The following is an 18,864-nucleotide window of genomic DNA, read 5'->3' as shown; positions in this document are numbered from 1 at the left end:
CCGAACCCGTTGAGCGGGCCATTATACAGACCCTGCCCGATGAGTCTGACTGGAGTTCCCCATGCTGCGTAGCTTTCTGATGCTGGCTGCCTTTTTCGGCTTTACCGGTGTCGCCCTGGGGGCGTTCGCCGCCCACGGCCTGAAAAACCGCCTGAGCGCCGAGTACCTGGCGATCTTTCACACCGGTGTGACTTACCAGCTGGTGCACGCCTTGGCGCTGTTCGGCGTGGCCTTGCTGGCGGCACATATTCCTGGCCGATTGGTCAGCTGGGCGGGCGTCTCGTTTACCGTCGGTATTCTGCTGTTCTCGGGCAGCCTGTATGTGCTGACCCTGACCGGCATCAGCAAACTGGGGATCATCACGCCCTTCGGCGGGCTGGCATTCCTGCTCGGCTGGTTCTTTCTCGGCCTCGCGGCCTGGCGCTTGCAGCTGACCGCTTGACGCTTGGAGCTGACCTTTAGGTCCCAATCGAGCTAGAATACTGGCCCCTAAAAACGATGGCGGCCCGTGGCATGCGCATTCAGTTGAACGGCGAATCCTTTGAACTGCCCGATGGCGAAACCGTCGCGGCCCTGCTGACCCGCCTGGACCTGACCGGGCGTCGCGTCGCAGTGGAGCTCAACCTGGATATCGTCCCGCGTAGCCAGCACGCCGAGACCTCGCTGAAAGAAAACGACCAGGTCGAAGTGGTTCACGCCATCGGCGGCGGCTAGCCCGCCACGGCCGCAACGCATTCTGCAGAACCTCATCCAACCAGAGGATTTCCCATGAGCATCGTTCGTAGCGACAAGCCTTTCGTCCTGGCCGGTCGTACCTACCAGTCCCGTCTGCTGGTCGGCACCGGCAAGTACCGCGACATGGAAGAAACCCGCCTGGCCATCGAAGCCTCGGGTGCCGAGATCGTCACCTTCGCCGTGCGCCGCACCAACCTCGGCCAGATCGAAGGCGAGCCGAACCTGCTCGAAGTGCTGTCGCCGGATCGCTACACCTTCTTGCCAAATACGGCCGGTTGCTACGACGCCATCGAAGCCGTGCGTACCTGCCGCCTGGCCCGTGAGCTGCTCGACGGCCACAACCTGGTGAAGCTCGAAGTGCTGGCCGACCAAAAAACTCTGTTCCCCAACGTGATCGAAACCCTCAAGGCCGCTGAAACCCTGGTCAAGGAAGGCTTCGACGTGATGGTCTATACCAGCGATGACCCGATCATCGCGCGCCAACTGGCAGAAATCGGCTGCATCGCGGTGATGCCGCTGGCCGGTCTGATCGGTTCCGGCCTGGGGATCTGCAATCCTTATAACCTGCAGATCATCCTCGAAGAAGCCAAGATTCCGGTACTGGTGGATGCAGGCGTGGGCACAGCCTCCGACGCGACCATCGCCATGGAGTTGGGCTGCGACGCCGTACTGATGAACTCGGCCATTGCCCATGCCCAGCAACCAATCATGATGGCCCAAGCCATGAACCACGCCATCGTCGCGGGCCGCCTGGCCTACCTCGCCGGGCGCATGCCGAAAAAACTCTATGCCAGCGCCTCTTCGCCGCTGGATGGTCTGATCAAGTAAGAGCTATTGATGACTGAATCAAACGAAACGCCGAACACCGTGGAAGAGGGCGACGAGTCCAAGCATCGCCGCATCAAGAGTTTCGTGATGCGCGCCGGCCGCATGACCGAAGGCCAACAAAAGGGCCTGGAACAAGGCACGCCGCTGTTCGTGTTGCCCCTGGCCGATGCGCCGGTGAACTATGACCAAGTGTTCGGCCGTTCGGCCCCACGCTCCCTGGAGATCGGTTTCGGCATGGGCCATTCCCTGCTGGAAATGGCTGCGGCCGCCCCGGAGCAGGATTTCATCGGCGTGGAAGTCCACCGCCCAGGTGTTGGTGCACTGCTCAACGGTGTGCTGACCCAAGGCCTGAAAAACCTGCGGGTCTACGACTGCGACGCGATTGAAGTGCTCAACCGCTGCATCGCCGACAACAGCCTCGACCGCCTGATGCTGTTCTTCCCCGACCCATGGCACAAGGCCCGTCACCACAAGCGCCGTATCGTCCAAGCCTCCTTCGCGGAGCTGGTGCGCAGCAAGCTGAAAGTGGGCGGTATCCTGCACATGGCCACCGACTGGGAACCGTACGCGGAATACATGCTGGAAGTGATGAACGTCGCCCCTGGCTACCGCAACCTGGCGGAAGATGGCAAATGCGTGCCGCGCCCGGCCGAGCGGCCGATTACCAAGTTCGAGCGCCGTGGTGAGCGGCTGGGGCATGGGGTGTGGGATTTGAAGTTTGAGAAGCTGGCTTAAACAGTCATCAGCTTGAAATGCAATCAACTGTGGGAGCTGGCTTGCCTGCGATAGCATCACCTCGGTATCACTGATACACCGAGGTGCCCGCATCGCAGGCAAGCCAGCTCCCACATTTGTTTTGTAGTGCCTACTGGGTCAGCGGCGGTCTGCGACCACGCCAATCAACACCAGCACCACGATCAACACCGGCGCCAGGCTGTAGTTATTGAACTGGCTCAGCCCCCGCACAATCCACGGCGTCGCGTAGATCAACGCCGCACCGCTGCCGATCATGCACAGCAAGGCCATCAAGGGCACGCGCAAGGCGCCGGCGATGCTGCCCAGGCGTGCTTCGACCCAGCCCTTGATATCGGCGCCGAACAGCACCAGCAAGCAGCCCACAAGGGCCAGGGAGATTTCAGACAGGTTGCTACGGCTCCAGCGGGATACGGTGGCGAGCAGGTCGAGTACCAGATCCATTCGATTTCCTTAAAAGAGCTATCAGCTCAAAAACTTCTGCAACAGGTCATTGAGAAAGAGTTGCCCGCGGTCGGTTGCCGCCAGGCGTGACGGTTCGACCTGCATCAAGCCACTTTGTTCTGCCTCGCGGCGGCCTTCGTCGAGGCTGGCCAGGTCGAGCCCGGTGCGTTCGGCGTAGAGCCTGGCATCGACGCCTTCGGTCAGGCGCAGGGCGTTCATCAGGAACTCGAACGGCAACTCCTCGTTGGTCAGTTCTTTCGCCCCGGCCTGGAAGCTTTTGGCCGGGTTGAGATAGTCCCTGGGCGCACGGGTTTTCCAGGTGCGCACGATGCGCCCGTCCGGGTGGCTGAGCTTGCCGTGGGCGCCAGCACCAATGCCGATAAAGTCGCCAAAGCTCCAGTAATTCAGGTTATGTCGCGCCGGCCGCCCCGGTTGGGCATAAGCCGACACCTCGTATTGCGCGTAACCGTGCTCGGCGAGCAGGGCCTGGCCGGCTTCCTGGATATCCCACAACGTGTCGTCTTCCGGCAGCGCGGGCGGCTGGTTCCAGAAGACAGTGTTGGGTTCCAGGGTCAGTTGGTACCAGGACAGGTGGGTTGGCTTCAACGCAATGGCCTGGCGCAGGTCGCCGAGGGCGTCGTCCAGGGACTGGTCGGGCAGGCCGTGCATCAAGTCCAGGTTGAAGTTATCGAACCCGGCCTGGCGCGCCATGTCGGCGGCGCGCACAGCTTCATCACCGTTATGGATGCGACCCAGGGCCTCAAGTTTTTCCTGCTGGAAGCTCTGGATGCCGATGGACAGGCGATTGATTCCCAGCTTGCGGTAGGCCACGAACTTCTCTTGCTCGAAGGTCCCGGGGTTGGCTTCCAGGGTGATCTCGATATCAGCGGCGAACGGAATACGGGCTTCCACGCCTTTTAGCAAGCGGCCCAACGCGGCGGCGCTGAACAGGCTGGGTGTGCCGCCACCGAAGAAAATCGAACTCAGCTCCCGGCTATAAACAGCGTGCAGGTCTTGATCCAGATCCGCCAGCAATGCCTCTACATACTCTTCTTCCGGCAGCACTTTGCTGGCGGTGTGGGAGTTGAAGTCGCAATACGGGCATTTGCGCACGCACCAAGGGATGTGAATGTACAGCGCCAGGGGCGGCAGGTGGGGCAGGGCCGCCCGTGGTGTTTGCGCGCCACCGTGGATCAGCGGCTGCGCAGAGGTGTTCTGGGTCATTTCAAGCCCAGGCGCTGGCGCAGCAAGGCCATGGCGCGGGCGCGGTGGCTGATCTGGTTTTTGTCGGCCGGGCTCAGTTCGGCGCTGGAAACATTGCGCTCCGGCACCCAGAACAATGGATCGTAGCCAAAGCCATGTTCGCCGTTGGCGGCGTGCAGGATGCGCCCTTGCCACAAGCCTTCGCACAGGATCGGCAACGGGTCATCGGCATGTCGCACCAGGGCCAGTACGCAGACGAACTGAGCGCCGCGTTCGGCATCCGGCACGTCCTTGAGGGCGTCGAGCAGCTTGGCGTTGTTGGCCGCGTCGCCCTTGCCGTCGGCGTAACGGGCCGAGTAAATGCCTGGGGCGCCGCCGAGGAAATCCACGGCCAGGCCCGAATCGTCCGCCAGGGCCGGCAGGCCAGAGATACGCGCGGCATTGCGGGCCTTGAGGATGGCATTCTCGACGAACGACAGGCCGGTCTCTTCCGGTTCGACCTGGCTGAACTCGCCGATCGAACGCAGTTGCACAGACTCACCAAGCATGGCTTGAAGTTCTTTGAGTTTGCCGGCGTTATGGCTGGCGAGTACGAGTTGGGTAAGGTTCATCATTGGGCCGGGAACAGTTCTTGGTTGAATTGGAAACCGTGGGCCTTACCGCCGGTTTCAACGTTGATGGTGAAGGTCTTGTATTCCCGCTGGGTCACGGTGTAGGGCGCAAGGTAGCTGATGCCGCCTTTTTCTTCGATCTGCTTGAACGTCAGTATTTCGCTTTTGCCGCCCAGGTCCTTGATAGTGCCGGTGACTTGCGCGGCCACCGGGCTTACGCCCTTGATCACGGTCACGTTGATCAACCCCTTCTCCTTGCTGCGCACCACGCCGACTTTCTGAGCGGTCTCGGGTGGCAGGAAGCTTGAAGTGAAGGTGTTGTAATGAACGGTGATATCGCCAAAGTCTTTTTTGCGATTAGCGTCGATAGCGTCGGCGGCCATGGCGCTGGCGCCCAGGCATGCGGTCAATAGAAAAATAGCCAAACGACTCATGAACGTCCCTCTTGAAGATGATTAGACGGCAACTTTGTGGTCGGACAGGCCAGGGCTGCTGACCCGGTAAATACCGATTTCGCCCAACAGATTGGGCCATAGCTTACTCGCCCAGCCGTGGCGGTGCTGTTGATCGACGGCAAGGCGGTTGATGACCTTGGCTTCACGCTCGCCACACAAGGCTTCGAAGTCTTCGAAAGTGCAGAAGTGGATGTTCGGCGTGTTGTACCAGGTGTACGGGAGGAAATCCGAGACCGGCATGCGGCCCTTGGTGGCCAGGTACCAGCGGCAGCGCCAGTGGCCGAAATTGGGGAAGGTGATGATGCATTGGCGGCCGACGCGCAGCATTTCGTCAAGGATACGGTCCGGGTAGTGCACCGCTTGCAGGGCCTGGGTCATCACCACGATGTCGAAACTGTTGCTGGCAAAGTTGCCCAGGCCTTTGTCCAGATCCTGCTCGATCACGTTGATGCCCTTGGCCACGCACTGGGCGATATTGTCCGGGTCGTTTTCCAGGCCGTAGCCGGTAACTTGCTTGTTGTCGCGCAGCCAGCTCAGCAGTTCGCCATCGCCGCAGCCCAGGTCAAGCACGCGGCTGCCGGCGGGGATCCAGTCTTGGATGATTTCCAGGTCGGCTCTCATGGCGTTCTCCCAAAGCGTAAGCAATTCATATAAGCGTGATTCGGTTCATGTAGTTGCGAAACGCCTGCAGGTAACGCGGGATCGGGATCAGGAAGGCGTCATGACCTTGTGGAGCATCGATCTCCAGGTAGCAAACGTCTTTCTTGGCGGCCATCAGGGCGTCCACCAGCTCACGGGAGCGGGCCGGCGAGAAGCGCCAGTCGGTGGTGAACGACATCACGCAGAACTTGGCCGTGACGTTCTCGAAGGTTTTCGCCAGGTCGTCGCCGTGGTTGGCGGCCGGGTCGAAATAGTCCAAGGCCTTGGTCATCAGCAGGTAGGTGTTGGCGTCGAAACGCCCGGAGAATTCTTCGCCCTGATAACGCAGGTAGCTTTCCACCTGGAACTCGACGCTGTGGAAGTCGTAGTTGAGCTTCTCGCTCTTGAGGCCACGGCCGAATTTCTCGCCCATGGAATCGTCGGACAGGTAGGTGATATGCCCCACCATCCGCGCCAGCATCAGGCCACGCTTGGGGATCACACCGGCTTCCTGGAACGAACCGCCATGGAACTCGGGGTCGGTGAGGATGGCCTGGCGCGCCACTTCGTTGAAGGCGATGTTCTGCGCCGACAGCTTGGGCGCCGAGGCGATGGCCAGGCAATGGCGCACGCGGTCCGGGTAGCTGATGGTCCATTGCAGCGCCTGCATGCCGCCCAGGCTGCCGCCAATTACTGCGGCCCACTGGCCGATGCCCAGCAGGTCGGCCAGGCGCGCCTGGCTGTGCACCCAGTCTTCCACGGTCAGCACTGGGAAGTCCGCGCCGAACGGCTTGCCGGTTTCCGGGTTGAGGCTGCTGGGGCCGGTGGAACCGTTGCAACCGCCGAGGTTGTTGAGGCTCACCACGAAGAACTTGTTAGTGTCGATGGGTTTGCCGGGCCCGATGCAGCTGTCCCACCAGCCGGGTTTGCGCTCGTCCACAGAGTGGAAGCCGGCAGCGTGATGATGGCCGGACAAGGCGTGGCAGATCAGCACGGCGTTGCTCGCCGTGGCGTTCAGTTGGCCGTAGGTTTCATAGATCAGGTCGTAGGCAGGCAACGAACGGCCGCAGGCCAGGGCCAGCGGTTCGCTGAAGTGCGCCACTTGGGGCACGACCAGTCCAACGGAATCGGGGGGGAAGGCAGCTGGCATCGACCCTGCTCTCGTTTAAATGAGGCGTAAGTCTAAAGAGCGGGGACCCTAGCGGCAAGCAATGGTCTGTACCAGTACGCAGATACAAAAATGGGAGAGGTCTATGTGGGAGCCGGGCTTGCCCGCGATGCAGGCACCGCGGTTTTTCAGACATACCGAGGTGATGCTATCGCAGGCAAGCCAGCTCCCACACAAGCCAGCTCCCATAGGGCTACGGCATTCAGATCAAGCCGAACAGCTCTTTGGGCATGTAGGCAAAGTACGCCAGGCGTGGAATTACCCAGCTTTGCAGCAGCTGGATCACGATAAACGCAAAGATCGGCGAGATATCCAGGCCACCCAGGTTCGGGATCAGGCGGCGGAACGGTGCCAGTACCGGTTCGGTGATCTGGGCCACCAATTCGGCGCCCGGGCTACGGCTGCCCGGTGCGACCCACGAAAGGATTACGCTGATGATCATCGACCAGAAGATGATCTTCAGGAACAGCGAGAAAATACCGATCAGGCCCCATGGCAACAGCAGCACGGTAAACGCCTGGTAGCCGTTGAGCATCAGGATCACCACGAACAGCAGGATCTGCAGCAGCAACGCCAGCACCAGCGAGGACATGTCCAGGCCGAACAGGCTCGGGATCACCCGGCGCAGCGGCTTGAGCAGTGGCTGAGTGGCCTTGACCACGAATTGGCACAGCGGGTTGTAGAAATTCGCCCGCACCAGTTGCAGGATAAAGCGCATCAGCACGATCAGCAGGTACAGGCTGCCCAGGGTCTGGATGATGAAAATGGCAGCGTCATTGATTCCGAGCATGTTTGATTACCTTGGTAAGGGACGACTATTTGCCCAGTTGCTCAGCCATCTCGGCCGAACGATGTGCCGCGGCACCCAGTGCTGTTTCCACCAGGGCCTCAAAGCCCCCGGCTTGAAACGATTCGATGGCGGCTTGCGTAGTGCCACCCGGGGACGTTACACGACGGCGCAGCTCGGCGGCATCGACATCGCTGCCAACGGCCATTTTCGCGGCGCCCAGGGCTGTTTGTTCGGCCAGTTGCTCGGCGACATCATGGGGCAGGCCGAGCTTGACGCCGGCTGCGGTCATGGCCTCGATCAACAGGAAGAAGTAGGCCGGGCCGCTGCCGGAAACAGCGGTGACCGCATCCAGCTGTTGTTCCTGCTCCAGCCACACGGCGATGCCCACGGCAGACAACAACTCCTCGGCCTGGTCGCGCTGCTGCGCTGTGACTTCGCGGGTGGCATACAAGCCGCTGACGCCTTGGCGCAACAGCGCCGGGGTGTTAGGCATGCAGCGCACGATGGGCTGGGCACCGAGCCAGCTGTTCATGCTGGCGCAGGTGATACCGGCGGCAATAGACACTACCAACTGATGGGGTTGCAGGCTCGGGCGCAGGCTCTCGCACACGGCTTTCATGGCTTGGGGCTTGACCGCAAGTACGATCACGTCGACGCCATGGATGGCCTCGGCGTTGTCGGCGAAGGTTTCGATGCCGTGTTCGGCGCTGACGCGCTCGCGGGTTTCGGTGCCCGGGTCGCTGGCGCGGATCTGCTCGGCGTCCAGGCCCTTGGCCCGCAGGCCGCCGATCAGGCTGGCCGCCATGTTACCGGCGCCGATAAAGGCAATACGCGTGTTGCTCATGACAGGTCCTTATTTCGAGGGAAGTCAGCCATTTCACGCCTGGCCGTAGTCGCGGGCGCCAAACAGGGCGGTACCGATGCGCACCCAGGTGGCGCCTTGGGCGATGGCCGACTCAAGGTCATGGCTCATGCCCATGGAAAGTGTGTCGAGCGCCAGGCCCAGGCTGGCTTGCAGGTCGCGCACGCTGGCGAACGCTGCATCCTGTGCGGCCCTGTCTTCAGTTGGCTCGGGGATCGCCATCAGGCCACGCAGCTTCAGGCTCGGTAACGCGCTGATGGCATTGGCCAGGGCCGGCAGGTCGGCAGGCGTGCAGCCGGACTTGCTGGCTTCGCCGCTGACATTGACCTGGATGCAGATATTCAGCGGCGGCAGGTCGGCCGGGCGTTGTTCGGATAGGCGTTGTGCGATTTTCAGGCGGTCCACGGAATGCACCCAGGCGAAGTTCTCGGCGATGGCGCGAGTCTTGTTCGATTGAATGGGGCCGATGAAGTGCCAACTCAAGGGCAGATCGGTCAATTCGGCCTGTTTGCCCAGGGCTTCCTGCAGGTAATTCTCGCCAAAGTCGTGCATACCGGCGGCATAGGCTTCGCGCACCGCCTGAGCAGGTTTGGTCTTGCTCACGGCCAGCAGGTGGATGCTGCTTGCGTCACGTTGCGCGGCCTCGGCTGCGGCGCGGATGCGCTGGCTAACCAGGCCGATGTTGTCTGCTATCGTCGACATTCAAGTTGCACCCGTGGATATGGAGTCCGCGGCATTCTACTGGAAATGGAAAGCCCTATGGATATCACGCAATTGCTGACGGCCAGCGTAAGCCGAGGCGCCTCCGACCTGCATCTGTCGGCCGGCCTGGCACCCATGCTGCGCATTGATGGCGAGGTTTGGCCGCTGGATGGGTCAGCGTTGAACGCTACGCAAGTGGTCGACTTATTGAGCCCTTTGCTGAATAAACACCAACAAAAGGATTTCGAAACATCTCTTGAAACGGATTTTGCCTTCGAACTGCCTGGGGTGGCGCGTTTCCGGGTAAACGTGTTCTGCCAGGATCGCGGCGTGGGTGCGGTATTTCGCACTATCCCGACCGAGGTCCAGAGCCTGGAAGACCTGGGGCTGGGCGAGGTTTTCCAGCGTATCGCCCAGCTTCCACGCGGCCTGGTACTGGTCACTGGGCCCACCGGCTCGGGTAAGTCCACCACCTTGGCGGCGATGATCGACCACCTTAACCAGCATCGACGCCAGCATATCCTCACGCTGGAAGACCCCATCGAGTTTATCCACAGGCCGAAACTGGCTCTGGTCAACCAGCGCCAGGTGCATCGCGACACCCACAGTTTCTCGGTGGCCCTGCGTTCAGCTTTGCGGGAAGACCCGGATGTGATCCTGGTGGGTGAACTGCGCGACCTGGAAACCATCCGCCTGGCGCTGACGGCCGCTGAGACCGGGCACCTGGTATTTGGCACCCTGCACACTTCATCGGCGGCAAAGACGGTGGACAGGCTGGTGGACGTCTTCCCGGCCGGGGAGAAGGCCATGGTCCGCTCGATGCTGTCGGAGTCGTTGCAGGCGGTGGTGTCCCAGGTGCTGGTGAAGAAGATCGGCAGCGGGCGCGTGGCTGCCCATGAAATCATGCTGGGCACGCCGGCGATCCGGAACCTGATCCGCGAAGACAAGGTGGCGCAGATGGTCTCGGCGATCCAGACCGGTGGGGCGTTGGGGATGAAGACGTTGGATATGAGCTTGAAGGCGTTGGTCTGCGGGGGGTTGATCAGCCGGGAAGATGCACGGGAAAAGGCGAGGGTGCCTGCAGACATATGAGATTCTGCAAACAATGAAACCAAATGTGGGAGGGGGCTTGTCCCGATTGCAGTGGGTCAGCTACAGATAGCTGACTGACCCACCGCTATCGGGGCAAGCCCCCTCCCACATTGTTTACTGTATTTCAGCTGAAGATCAGCGCTGCACGATCCGCAGGTTGCTGTTCTGCTCTTTCGGCAGCACCCGCTTGGCAATCACGTAGTTCTTGTCCCAGAACGGCTTTTTCAGCGTATCGATGCTCACCGACTTGCCACGGCGCGGTGCGTGGATAAAGCGGTCATTGCCCAGGTAGATGGCAACGTGGTTGACCTGGCGGCTCTTGAGCTTGAAGAACAACAGGTCGCCCGGTTTCAGGTCCTTGCGGTCTACCTTCAACCCATGGCCGGCCGCCATGGCGTTGGAGGTGCGTGGCAGGTCCACTGCTTTTACATCGTTAAATGCATATTTCACCAGCCCGCTGCAGTCGAACCCTTTACTTGGGCTGCTGCCGCCCCAACGATAAGGTGTACCGAGCACGTTGACGGCACGGCTTAAGACGTTGCTGCTTTGCTTGGTGTTCACGGCCAGCTGGGTGGAAAGCGCTTTGCCGTTGGCCTTGCTCAGTTGAGTCGGGCGGCTGACGGTCGGCTTTGCCGTTTTGGCAGTGCTGGGCGTGCTATGGACTTTAGGGGTGAAACCGTTAACGTTCGGAAGTCGTTGCTCACGATTGGTGGCGTGGGCGGCCAGTGGCATTAATAGGCAGATGGTCAGCCATGTCTTGAAAAATGGTCGCATTAGGCGTGGCTCTTATGGGTTTGCGCGCAACTTTATAACAGCTTTTTGTGTCGTTCTCAGGCCGTTTGTCGACTGAACCTTGGGGTCAAATCCAGGAAAAACGCGACGAATTGCCGCAATTGTCCTACACAAGTCAGGTGGCATAAGGCTTTGAGGGCAGGAAGATACCATTTGCCGTACGTCGGGCGCTCGTAAAAAAGTCACAAAGAAAATGAAAAAATTTATCTATCGAAGCAAAAGAGGTACTTCATGAACACCTATCAACAGGTTGGTCAGCAGCAAGATACCCACAGCAAGGTGATCGGTTATCTGCTGTGGATTTTCGGTTTTACCGGGGCGCATCGCTTTTATTACGGTAAACCCGTGACCGGTACGATCTGGTTTTTCACCTTCGGCCTGCTGGGCATTGGCTGGCTGATCGACTTGTTCCTGATCCCGGCCATGGACCGTGAAGCCGACCTGCGTTTTACCGCCGGGCCGATCGAATACAACGTCGCGTGGATTCTGTTGGCATTTCTGGGTGTGTTCGGTGTGCACCGCATGTATCAAGGCAAATGGATCACCGGCCTGATCTACCTGCTGACCGGCGGTTTATTCCTGCTTGGGGTGCTGTATGACTTCTGGACGTTGAATACGCAGATTTCGATTCGTAATGCTGAGCGCAACAGCGGCCGCTGAATTCCTAGGCATACACATAAGCAAGTGTGGGAGCGGGCTTGCTCGCGAATGCAGTAGATCAGTCAAATAAATGTCGACTGACACTCCGCCTTCGCGAGCAAGCCCGCTCCCACAGTTTTTAGCGTGCCCGCATCAAGCCTGGTAGCTGATCCGCCCATCCATGAAGGTGTAGCGCACTGTTGCCGGCAGGCTGTGGCCGATGAACGGGCAGTTTTCGCCCTTGGACAGCCAGTGCTCCCCGGCCACCGTCGAGCTGCCCAGGTCAAACAGCACCAGGTCCGCTGGCGAACCGACTGCCAGCTTGCCCGCCGGCAGGCGCAAGGCTTCCGCTGGGCCGGCACTCAGGCGTGCCAGCAGCGTTGGCAAGTCGAGCAAGCCGTCTTCCACCAATGTCATCGCCAGCGGCAGCAACAACTCCACGCTGCTGATGCCCGGCTCGGTCGCACCAAACGGTGCCAGCTTGGCGTCGCGCTCATGGGGCTGGTGATGGCTGGAAATCGCCGATACCACACCCGACTTCACCGCCGCTCGCAGGCCGTCGCGGTCAGCCTTGGTGCGCAGGGGTGGCTGCACGTGATAGAGGCTGGAAAAGTCGATCAGCGCTTCATCCGTCAGGATCAACTGGTACAAGGCAACATCTGCCGTCACTGGCAAACCTCGGGCCTGGGCCTGGGCAATCAGGGCCACGCCCCGGGCGCTGGTCAGTTGGCTGAAATGCGCGCGTACACCGCTCTGCTCCACCAGCAGCAGGTCACGGGCCAGGGCCACGGTTTCGGCGGTCTCCGGAATGCCCGGCAGGCCGAGGAAGCTGGCAACTGCGCCTTCATGGGCCAGGCCACCCTCGGCCAGGTCGCGGTCCTGGGAGTGGAAGATCACCGTCAAATCGAAGGTGGCTGCATATTCCAGGGCGCGACACAGGGTGCGCGTGCTGCGGAAATTGTCCAGGCCATTGCTGAAAGCCACGCAACCGGCGTCGCGCAGGGCGATCAGTTCGGCCAGTTGTTCGCCATCCAGGCCTTTGCTCAGGGCACCGATAGGGAACACCTTGCAATTGCCGGCTTCGCGGGCGCGGTCGAGGATCAGCTCGGTCACTGCCGAAGTATCCAGCACCGGCTTGGTATTGGGCGGGCAGCACAGGCTGGTCACGCCACCGGCTGCGGCGGCCTGGGTTTCGCTGTTGATATTGCCTTTGCGGCTGTAGCCCGGCTCGCGCAGGGCGACGTTCAGGTCCACCAGCCCTGGTGCGGCCACCAGGCCCTTGGCGTCGATGCTCTCGACGGCGCCGAAGCCTGCGGGCGCGGCGCCGATGGCGATGATCTTGCCGGCATTCAGATGTAGATCGGTAACTTGATCCAGGCCGCTGGCTGGATCGATGACTCGGGCACCGAGAATGCTGAGCTTCACTGGGCCTGCTCCTGCTCGAATTGACGTTGCGCGGTTTGCCCGCTCATGGCCATGGACAGCACGGCCATGCGCACGGCGATACCGTAGGTCACTTGGTTTAAGATCACCGACTGCGGGCCGTCGGCCACCGCCGACTCGATTTCCACACCGCGGTTGATCGGCCCCGGGTGCATCACGATCGCGTCCGGCTTGGCGCCCGCCAGGCGTGCAGTGGTCAGGCCGAACAGACGGTAGAACTCGCCTTCGCTCGGCAACAGGCCACCGGCCATGCGCTCGCGTTGCAGGCGCAGCATGATCACCACGTCCACATCCTTGAGGCCTGTGGCCATGTCGGTGTAGACCGTCACGCCGTATTGCTCGATACCGATGGGCAACAGGGTCTTGGGTGCGATCACGCGGATATCCGGGCAACCCAGGGCCTTCAAGGCCAGCATGTTCGAGCGCGCCACCCGCGAATGCAGGATGTCGCCGACGATGGCCACCGAGAGGTTTTCAAAGCTGCCCTTGTGCCGACGGATGGTGAGCATGTCGAGCATGCCCTGGGTCGGGTGGGCGTGACGGCCGTCGCCGCCGTTGATGATCGCGACGTTCGGGCACACGTGCTCGGCAATGAAGTGTGCGGCGCCGGAGTCACCATGGCGTACCACGAACATGTCGGCGGCCATGGCTTCCAGGTTGCGCAGGGTATCGAGCAGGGTCTCGCCCTTGCTCGCCGACGAGGTCGACACGTTCAGCGTGATCACGTCGGCCGACAGCCGCTGGGCCGCCAGCTCAAAGGTGGTGCGGGTACGGGTGGAGTTCTCGAAGAACACGTTGCAGATGGTCTTGCCGCGCAACAGCGGGACCTTCTTCACCGCCCGGCCACCGACCTCAAGGAACGAGTCAGCGGTGTCGAGGATTTCGGTGAGCAGTTCGCGGGGCAAACCGTCGAGGGACAAGAAATGTTGCAACTGGCCCTGAGCATTGAGCTGCAGCGGGCGCTTGGCATCTAGAGGCGTCATCGCGGGGACTCTGTACAAGGCGGTTTAAAGGGCAAGGTCTTGCAGTTCGAGTTCGAGCGGCGTGGGACCGGACAATTTTACCCGTTGCTGGGCGGAAAGTGACAGGGTCGCGCCGACCACGTCCGGGCTGATCGGCAGCTCGCCGGCGTCCAGGTCCAGCAGGCAGACCAGGGTCACGCTGGCCGGGCGGCCGTAGTCGAATAGCTCGTTCAGGGCGGCGCGGATGGTACGGCCGCTCATCAGCACGTCGTCGATCAATACCAGATGCTGGCCTTCGATCTCGAACGGCAGGGCCGAAGGACGCACTTGCGGGTGCAGGCCATTCTGGCTGAAGTCATCACGGTAGAAGGACACGTCCAGCGTACCCAGGGGCGAATCGCTGCCCATCTCTTCCAGCAACGCCTGGGCCACCCACACACCGCCGGTACGAATGCCGATAAAGCGCGGTTCGCTGATGGCTCGGTGTTCCAGGTGCGCCTTGAGGCGTATTGCCATCTGGCTGATCAGTTCGGCGGGGTTGGGCAGGCTCACGGGGGGCTCCTTATTAAGTGTGTAGGCGCGAGCTTGCTCGCGAAAAACTCATGGGCACCGCGTTCATCCAGACTTCGCGCGGTATCGTTAACGTTCTTCGCGGGCAAGCCCGCTCCCACAGGATCGCGGCGGGTCAGGATTCAAATAAAGCCGTGTTTTCATCCAGCCAACCCTGCAACAGCAAGGCGGCGGCGATGGCGTCCACGGGGTTGTCGCGGTAGCTGCCCTTCTGGCCGCCACGGTCGCGACGCTCACCCTTGGCTTCAAAGGTGGTCAGGCGCTCGTCGTGGGTATAGAAGGGCAGGTTGTAGCGGCCATTGAGGCGGCGGGCGAACTTCTCGGCGCGCAGGCACATGTCGCTGGGGGTGCCGTCCATGTTCAGGGGCAGGCCGACCACCACCGCATCAGGCTTCCACTCTTTAATGAGGGCTTCGACCTGGTTCCAGTCCGGCACGCCGTTCTGGGCCTTGAGGGTGCACAGTTCGCGGGCCTGGCCGGTGATCACCTGGCCAACCGCTACGCCGATCTGTTTGGTGCCGTAGTCAAAACCCAGGATCAGACGCAAGGCCATCAGGCGTGTCCCGCCTGGCTGGTCAACAGGTTGAGGTTAACCCGCAGCTTGGCCGCGGCCGCTTCCAGGCGCAGTTCGCTGGCAGTGTTGAACAGGATATCGGCGTCGAACGGGCAGGTCAGCCAGGCATTGCTGGCCAGTTCGGCCTCCAGCTGCCCGGCTTCCCAACCGGCGTAGCCCAGGGTGATCACACTTTGCTCAGGGCCGACGCCGTCGGCGATGGCGAACAGCACGTCCTGGGACGTGGACAGTGACACCCCCTCAAGGTCTACCGTGGCCTGGAACTTCGGCCCGGTGGGGTGCAGCACAAAGCCGCGATCAGTCTGCACCGGCCCGCCGATGTAGATCGGTACGCCCTGGCAACGGGCCGGAGGATCGATCTCCGGGCGCAATTGCTCGAGGATATCGGCCAGGTTCAGCTCCTGCGGGCGGTTGACCACCAGCCCCATGGCACCATTGGCCGTGTGCTCGACGATGTAGGTCAAGGTCTGCGCAAAGTTCGGGTCGGCCATATGGGGCATGGCGATCAGGAATTGGTGCTTGAGGTAGGTCGGGCTGACGTTTTTCATGTCCGCTAGTGTGGCGTTGGAGGGGCGAACTGACAAGTGCAGGAGCGGCCTCAGTTGCTGGACAGCCGGTCGCCCTTGGCAAACTTCCAGGTGCGGATGATTTCCAGACGGTCCACGTCGCTCAGGTCGCCGCTGAACGGCGCAAAAGGCGCGGCCAGGCGCACGATGCGCTGGGCGGCCTGGTCCAGCAACGGTTGGCCGGAGGATTCCAGCACCTGCACTTCATAGAGCGAACCGTCACGGTTGATCGACACCAGCAAGCGCAAATTGCCATAGATCTGTTGGCGCCGGGCTTCTTCCGGGTAGTTGAGGTTGCCGATGCGCTCGACCTTCTTGCGCCACTCATCCTTATACCAGGCGCCTTTGTCGCGCATGGTCGAGGCGGCGTTCAGGCGGTAGATGCGCGGGCGCTTGGCGTACAGCTGTTGTTCATGGGCCAGTTCAGCTTCCAGGCTGGAAATTTCGTCGGACAGCGTCGAACTGTCGAAGGTTGGCGCGGGTTTCACCGGTTCGGGCTTGGGTTCGGTCTTGGTCTTTTCGCGCTGTGTCGGGGCTTTTTGCGGCTTGGGTGCGACGGTAGTCACAGCGGCCTTGGGCGCAGCCTGCTTGACCTCGGGCTTGGGCGCGGGCGGCGGGGTGACCTTATTGACTTTGTTGTCGTGGAAGGGCGCGACTTCGGTGGTCTTGGGCACTGCTTTCTTGTCGAGGGTGCCGCTGCCCTGCTGGTTGTCCTGGGCGAGAAAGTCGGCCTTCTCGGGCTTCTTTTCGCTTTTGAATGTAGCGAGGGTGATTTCCAGGGTCTTGGTGATCTGCTTGGGCTCGACCATGGTGAAGCCCACGCCCAGCAGCAAAGCGAGGTGAATCAATGCGGCAAGAAACAGGGTAAATCCGAGCCGATCAGCCGGGCGCACGCCTCTATGGGTGAGTTCTGGGGGCAGATCGGACGGGAGTGTCATGACAAGAAAACCAACATCGCGCGTTTCACAGGTGGCGCATGATAACGCAATGTTGGTGTGTGTCCGGCTGTTCTATGTCACTTGGCTTGTAGCTTGCGCTCAATGGCGGCCATCAGCATTTCGCCGATGTTCGTGCCAAATGCATTGTCGATCTCGCGAATACAGGTAGGGCTGGTGACGTTGATTTCAGTCAGGTGCTCACCAATTACGTCTAGTCCGACAAACAGCAGACCTTTTTCCCGCAGGGTCGGGCCGACTTGGGCGGCGATCCAGCGGTCCTTGTCCGACAACGGTCGCGCTTCACCGCGACCGCCGGCCGCCAGGTTGCCACGGGTCTCGCCTGCTGCCGGGATACGCGCCAGGCAGTAATCCACCGGCTCGCCGTCGATCATCAGGATGCGCTTGTCGCCGTCCTTGATCGCCGGCAGGTAGGCCTGGCCCATGATCTGCTGGGTGCCCAGCACAGTCAGGGTCTCGAGGATCACCGACAGGTTCGGGTCGCCGGCACGGTGGCGGAAGATCGAGGTGCCGCCCATGCCGTCCAGTGGTTTGAGAATCACATCGCCATGCTTGGCGGCGAATTCACGCAGTACATCGGCGCGGCGGCTGACCACGGTCGGTGGCGTGCACTGCGGGAACAGGGTGGCGAACAGCTTTTCATTGCAGTCGCGCAGGCTCTGCGGCTTGTTGACGATCAACACGCCAGCGCGTTCGGCCTGCTCCAGCAGATAGGTGGAATATACGAATTCCATGTCGAACGGTGGGTCCTTGCGCATCAGGATCACGTCGAGGTCGCTCAGGGGGCTGTCGATTTCGTCTGAAAGCTCGAACCACTTCTCAGGGTTGGCGAACACCTGCAACGGCCGCATGCGCGCGCGGGCCTGGCCGTCACCCTGGTAAAGATCGCGCTGTTCCATATAGAACAACGTCCAGCCGCGGGCCTGGGCGGCCAGGAGCATGGCCAGCGAACTGTCCTTTTTATAGGAAATGCTGGCGATAGGGTCCATGACAATGCCGACGCGAACGCTCATGGGGGATTTCCTCTAGCAAATTAGGGCGCATAAAAGTGGCGTCAGAGTGGCGCTGCGGCTGTTGTGGGTCAAGGAAAAACCACTGGGCGGGTGCCTCGATAGATTGCTCCCCGAGACTGTGCTAAAAAGACTGCCACGGCGCAGCAGCCCTTGAATTCCAAGGCTTGCGGCGTTCATCCTGTGCAACATTAGGCAGTACACACCGAAAACCGATTCGCTGTGGCGATGGTAGAGCAGATATGGAACAGCATTCCAACGCCTTGAGGGTGATGGTGATCGACGATTCGAAAACGATCCGCCGCACCGCCGAGACCCTGTTGAAGAACATGGGGTGCGAGGTCATTACGGCCATCGACGGTTTCGATGCCCTGGCGCGGATTGTGGATCATCACCCCCACATTATCTTTGTCGACATCATGATGCCGCGCCTGGATGGCTACCAGACCTGCGCCCTGGTGAAGAACAACCCGGCGTTCAAGGCGATCCCGGTGATCATGCTGTCCTCCAAGGATGGCCTGTTCGACAAGGCCAAGGGGCGCATCGTGGGTGTCGATCAGTTTTTGACCAAGCCTTTCAGCAAGGAAGAACTGCTGGGCGTGATAAAGGCCTATGTGCCTGCCTTCGCCGCAGTAGAACAAGCACACTGACGCCACCCCACAAGGGCCGGCGCCGACCAATGTAGCGGGGAAAACCATGGCACGTGTTCTGATCGTCGACGATTCGCCGACCGAAATGTACAAACTTACCGGCATGCTGGAAAAGCACGGTCACCAGGTCCTGAAAGCCGAAAACGGCGCGGACGGCGTGGCCCTCGCCCGCCAGGCAAAACCCGACGCGGTGCTGATGGACATCGTGATGCCGGGCCTCAACGGCTTCCAGGCCACGCGCCAATTGTCCAAGGAGCCGGAAACCAACGGCATCCCGATCATCATCATCACCACCAAGGACCAGGAAACCGACAAGATCTGGGGCGCACGCCAGGGCGCCAAGGACTACCTGACCAAACCGGTGGACGAAGAAACCCTGATCGCCACCCTGAACAAGGTACTGGCCGGCTAAGGCTCGCG

At 61.1% G+C, this 18,864-nt stretch carries 25 protein-coding genes; 8 read left to right on the top strand and 17 right to left on the bottom strand.

Annotated elements, in window-relative coordinates; translation table 11 throughout:
• The first annotated feature begins 61 nt into the window (after positions 1 to 61).
• From TU73_RS23245 to trmB, 4 genes are all read left to right on the top strand, one after another.
• Positions 62 to 442, top strand: coding sequence for a DUF423 domain-containing protein (locus TU73_RS23245; RefSeq protein ID WP_057014176.1), 381 nt, complete (start codon positions 62 to 64; stop codon positions 440 to 442).
• A gap of 71 nt (positions 443 to 513) precedes the next feature.
• Positions 514 to 714, top strand: a complete 201-nt coding sequence (gene thiS, locus TU73_RS23240) for a sulfur carrier protein ThiS (RefSeq protein WP_057014230.1) — start codon at positions 514 to 516, stop codon at positions 712 to 714.
• A gap of 54 nt (positions 715 to 768) precedes the next feature.
• Positions 769 to 1,563: a thiazole synthase gene (locus TU73_RS23235; protein ID WP_017530960.1), complete on the top strand. Its 795-nt coding sequence runs from the start codon at positions 769 to 771 to the stop codon at positions 1,561 to 1,563.
• Positions 1,564 to 1,572: 9 nt separating this feature from the next.
• Entirely contained in the window at positions 1,573 to 2,298 is a 726-nt protein-coding gene (gene trmB, locus TU73_RS23230; RefSeq protein WP_057014175.1) for a tRNA (guanosine(46)-N7)-methyltransferase TrmB, read from the top strand.
• A 138-nt stretch (positions 2,299 to 2,436) separates the two neighbouring features.
• Here trmB and TU73_RS23225 read toward each other — a convergent pair whose 3' ends face one another.
• From TU73_RS23225 to TU73_RS23185, 9 genes are all read right to left on the bottom strand, one after another.
• Positions 2,437 to 2,760 carry a DUF3392 domain-containing protein gene (locus tag TU73_RS23225; protein ID WP_043046299.1) on the bottom strand — a complete coding sequence of 108 codons (324 nt, stop codon included), beginning with the start codon at positions 2,758 to 2,760 and terminating at the stop codon, positions 2,437 to 2,439.
• A 21-nt stretch (positions 2,761 to 2,781) separates the two neighbouring features.
• Positions 2,782 to 3,984, bottom strand: a complete 1,203-nt coding sequence (hemW, locus tag TU73_RS23220; protein WP_057014174.1) for a radical SAM family heme chaperone HemW — start codon at positions 3,982 to 3,984, stop codon at positions 2,782 to 2,784.
• Positions 3,981 to 4,577, bottom strand: a complete 597-nt coding sequence (gene rdgB / locus TU73_RS23215; RefSeq protein ID WP_057014173.1) for an RdgB/HAM1 family non-canonical purine NTP pyrophosphatase — start codon at positions 4,575 to 4,577, stop codon at positions 3,981 to 3,983. The genes hemW and rdgB overlap by 4 nt, the downstream gene beginning before the upstream one ends.
• Complete coding sequence (locus TU73_RS23210; protein WP_057014172.1) at positions 4,574 to 5,008, bottom strand: DUF4426 domain-containing protein; 435 nt, start codon at positions 5,006 to 5,008, stop codon at positions 4,574 to 4,576. Before TU73_RS23210 ends, rdgB begins: the two co-directional genes overlap by 4 nt.
• A gap of 21 nt (positions 5,009 to 5,029) precedes the next feature.
• Positions 5,030 to 5,650 (bottom strand): methionine biosynthesis protein MetW, encoded by a 621-nt coding sequence (metW, locus tag TU73_RS23205; protein ID WP_046069939.1) that lies wholly within the window; start codon positions 5,648 to 5,650, stop codon positions 5,030 to 5,032.
• A 25-nt stretch (positions 5,651 to 5,675) separates the two neighbouring features.
• On the bottom strand, positions 5,676 to 6,818 hold the full coding sequence (gene metX / locus TU73_RS23200; RefSeq protein WP_057014171.1) for a homoserine O-succinyltransferase MetX: 1,143 nt from the start codon (positions 6,816 to 6,818) through the stop codon (positions 5,676 to 5,678).
• Positions 6,819 to 7,038: 220 nt separating this feature from the next.
• Entirely contained in the window at positions 7,039 to 7,626 is a 588-nt protein-coding gene (locus tag TU73_RS23195; RefSeq protein ID WP_003195087.1) for a YggT family protein, read from the bottom strand.
• Between the two features lie 25 nt (positions 7,627 to 7,651).
• Positions 7,652 to 8,470, bottom strand: coding sequence for a pyrroline-5-carboxylate reductase (gene proC, locus TU73_RS23190; RefSeq protein WP_057014170.1), 819 nt, complete (start codon positions 8,468 to 8,470; stop codon positions 7,652 to 7,654).
• Positions 8,471 to 8,503: 33 nt separating this feature from the next.
• Positions 8,504 to 9,190, bottom strand: coding sequence for a YggS family pyridoxal phosphate-dependent enzyme (locus TU73_RS23185; protein WP_057014169.1), 687 nt, complete (start codon positions 9,188 to 9,190; stop codon positions 8,504 to 8,506).
• 57 nt (positions 9,191 to 9,247) lie between these two features.
• On the opposite strand from TU73_RS23185, the gene TU73_RS23180 reads away from it, so the two are divergent.
• Positions 9,248 to 10,282, top strand: a complete 1,035-nt coding sequence (locus TU73_RS23180) for a type IV pilus twitching motility protein PilT (protein WP_057014168.1) — start codon at positions 9,248 to 9,250, stop codon at positions 10,280 to 10,282.
• Positions 10,283 to 10,417: 135 nt separating this feature from the next.
• On the opposite strand, the gene TU73_RS23175 is transcribed toward TU73_RS23180, so the two are convergent.
• On the bottom strand, positions 10,418 to 11,056 hold the full coding sequence (locus TU73_RS23175; protein WP_057014167.1) for a C40 family peptidase: 639 nt from the start codon (positions 11,054 to 11,056) through the stop codon (positions 10,418 to 10,420).
• Positions 11,057 to 11,305: 249 nt separating this feature from the next.
• Between TU73_RS23175 and TU73_RS23170 the strand changes: the two genes are divergently transcribed.
• Positions 11,306 to 11,734 (top strand): TM2 domain-containing protein, encoded by a 429-nt coding sequence (locus tag TU73_RS23170; protein WP_057014166.1) that lies wholly within the window; start codon positions 11,306 to 11,308, stop codon positions 11,732 to 11,734.
• A 132-nt stretch (positions 11,735 to 11,866) separates the two neighbouring features.
• On the opposite strand, the gene TU73_RS23165 is transcribed toward TU73_RS23170, so the two are convergent.
• The 7 genes from TU73_RS23165 to gshB all read right to left on the bottom strand — a co-directional run bounded on the left by TU73_RS23165 (position 11,867) and on the right by gshB (position 17,797).
• Entirely contained in the window at positions 11,867 to 13,138 is a 1,272-nt protein-coding gene (locus tag TU73_RS23165) for a dihydroorotase (RefSeq protein ID WP_057014165.1), read from the bottom strand.
• Positions 13,135 to 14,139 (bottom strand): aspartate carbamoyltransferase catalytic subunit, encoded by a 1,005-nt coding sequence (locus TU73_RS23160; protein ID WP_057014164.1) that lies wholly within the window; start codon positions 14,137 to 14,139, stop codon positions 13,135 to 13,137. The genes TU73_RS23165 and TU73_RS23160 overlap by 4 nt, the downstream gene beginning before the upstream one ends.
• Before the next feature lie 24 nt (positions 14,140 to 14,163).
• Entirely contained in the window at positions 14,164 to 14,670 is a 507-nt protein-coding gene (gene pyrR, locus TU73_RS23155; protein WP_057014163.1) for a bifunctional pyr operon transcriptional regulator/uracil phosphoribosyltransferase PyrR, read from the bottom strand.
• A 133-nt stretch (positions 14,671 to 14,803) separates the two neighbouring features.
• Complete coding sequence (gene ruvX / locus TU73_RS23150) at positions 14,804 to 15,241, bottom strand: Holliday junction resolvase RuvX (RefSeq protein ID WP_003195067.1); 438 nt, start codon at positions 15,239 to 15,241, stop codon at positions 14,804 to 14,806.
• Positions 15,241 to 15,810 (bottom strand): YqgE/AlgH family protein, encoded by a 570-nt coding sequence (locus TU73_RS23145; protein WP_046069928.1) that lies wholly within the window; start codon positions 15,808 to 15,810, stop codon positions 15,241 to 15,243. Before TU73_RS23145 ends, ruvX begins: the two co-directional genes overlap by 1 nt.
• A 50-nt stretch (positions 15,811 to 15,860) precedes the next feature.
• Positions 15,861 to 16,766, bottom strand: a complete 906-nt coding sequence (locus tag TU73_RS23140; RefSeq protein ID WP_057014162.1) for an energy transducer TonB — start codon at positions 16,764 to 16,766, stop codon at positions 15,861 to 15,863.
• A 77-nt stretch (positions 16,767 to 16,843) separates the two neighbouring features.
• Entirely contained in the window at positions 16,844 to 17,797 is a 954-nt protein-coding gene (gshB, locus tag TU73_RS23135; protein WP_046069926.1) for a glutathione synthase, read from the bottom strand.
• Between the two features lie 239 nt (positions 17,798 to 18,036).
• Between gshB and pilG the strand changes: the two genes are divergently transcribed.
• Positions 18,037 to 18,444 carry a twitching motility response regulator PilG gene (gene pilG, locus TU73_RS23130; protein WP_046069925.1) on the top strand — a complete coding sequence of 136 codons (408 nt, stop codon included), beginning with the start codon at positions 18,037 to 18,039 and terminating at the stop codon, positions 18,442 to 18,444.
• Between the two features lie 46 nt (positions 18,445 to 18,490).
• Positions 18,491 to 18,856, top strand: coding sequence for a twitching motility response regulator PilH (gene pilH, locus TU73_RS23125; RefSeq protein WP_057014161.1), 366 nt, complete (start codon positions 18,491 to 18,493; stop codon positions 18,854 to 18,856).
• Positions 18,857 to 18,864: the final 8 nt, after the last annotated feature.

Origin of the sequence: Pseudomonas libanensis (assembly GCF_001439685.1) — a bacterium.
GTDB classification, from domain to species: Bacteria; Pseudomonadota; Gammaproteobacteria; order Pseudomonadales; family Pseudomonadaceae; genus Aquipseudomonas; species Aquipseudomonas libanensis.
The sequence above is the reverse complement of the archived record's forward strand: the minus strand, read 5'-3'. Positions and strand labels throughout refer to the sequence as shown.

Coding starts and splice junctions, on each gene's coding strand:
- TU73_RS23235 (WP_017530960.1), top strand. CDS start 769: ATGAGCATCGTTCGTAGCGACAAGCCTTTCGTCCTGGCCGGTCGTACC.
- thiS (WP_057014230.1), top strand. CDS start 514: ATGCGCATTCAGTTGAACGGCGAATCCTTTGAACTGCCCGATGGCGAA.
- TU73_RS23180 (WP_057014168.1), top strand. CDS start 9,248: ATGGATATCACGCAATTGCTGACGGCCAGCGTAAGCCGAGGCGCCTCC.
- proC (WP_057014170.1), bottom strand. CDS start 8,470: ATGAGCAACACGCGTATTGCCTTTATCGGCGCCGGTAACATGGCGGCC.
- pilH (WP_057014161.1), top strand. CDS start 18,491: ATGGCACGTGTTCTGATCGTCGACGATTCGCCGACCGAAATGTACAAA.
- ruvX (WP_003195067.1), bottom strand. CDS start 15,241: ATGGCCTTGCGTCTGATCCTGGGTTTTGACTACGGCACCAAACAGATC.
- metX (WP_057014171.1), bottom strand. CDS start 6,818: ATGCCAGCTGCCTTCCCCCCCGATTCCGTTGGACTGGTCGTGCCCCAA.
- TU73_RS23140 (WP_057014162.1), bottom strand. CDS start 16,766: ATGACACTCCCGTCCGATCTGCCCCCAGAACTCACCCATAGAGGCGTG.
- metW (WP_046069939.1), bottom strand. CDS start 5,650: ATGAGAGCCGACCTGGAAATCATCCAAGACTGGATCCCCGCCGGCAGC.
- pilG (WP_046069925.1), top strand. CDS start 18,037: ATGGAACAGCATTCCAACGCCTTGAGGGTGATGGTGATCGACGATTCG.
- TU73_RS23185 (WP_057014169.1), bottom strand. CDS start 9,190: ATGTCGACGATAGCAGACAACATCGGCCTGGTTAGCCAGCGCATCCGC.
- TU73_RS23175 (WP_057014167.1), bottom strand. CDS start 11,056: ATGCGACCATTTTTCAAGACATGGCTGACCATCTGCCTATTAATGCCA.
- TU73_RS23195 (WP_003195087.1), bottom strand. CDS start 7,626: ATGCTCGGAATCAATGACGCTGCCATTTTCATCATCCAGACCCTGGGC.
- TU73_RS23145 (WP_046069928.1), bottom strand. CDS start 15,810: ATGAAAAACGTCAGCCCGACCTACCTCAAGCACCAATTCCTGATCGCC.
- trmB (WP_057014175.1), top strand. CDS start 1,573: ATGACTGAATCAAACGAAACGCCGAACACCGTGGAAGAGGGCGACGAG.
- TU73_RS23210 (WP_057014172.1), bottom strand. CDS start 5,008: ATGAGTCGTTTGGCTATTTTTCTATTGACCGCATGCCTGGGCGCCAGC.
- hemW (WP_057014174.1), bottom strand. CDS start 3,984: ATGACCCAGAACACCTCTGCGCAGCCGCTGATCCACGGTGGCGCGCAA.
- TU73_RS23225 (WP_043046299.1), bottom strand. CDS start 2,760: ATGGATCTGGTACTCGACCTGCTCGCCACCGTATCCCGCTGGAGCCGT.
- TU73_RS23160 (WP_057014164.1), bottom strand. CDS start 14,139: ATGACGCCTCTAGATGCCAAGCGCCCGCTGCAGCTCAATGCTCAGGGC.
- rdgB (WP_057014173.1), bottom strand. CDS start 4,577: ATGATGAACCTTACCCAACTCGTACTCGCCAGCCATAACGCCGGCAAA.
- gshB (WP_046069926.1), bottom strand. CDS start 17,797: ATGAGCGTTCGCGTCGGCATTGTCATGGACCCTATCGCCAGCATTTCC.
- TU73_RS23245 (WP_057014176.1), top strand. CDS start 62: ATGCTGCGTAGCTTTCTGATGCTGGCTGCCTTTTTCGGCTTTACCGGT.
- TU73_RS23170 (WP_057014166.1), top strand. CDS start 11,306: ATGAACACCTATCAACAGGTTGGTCAGCAGCAAGATACCCACAGCAAG.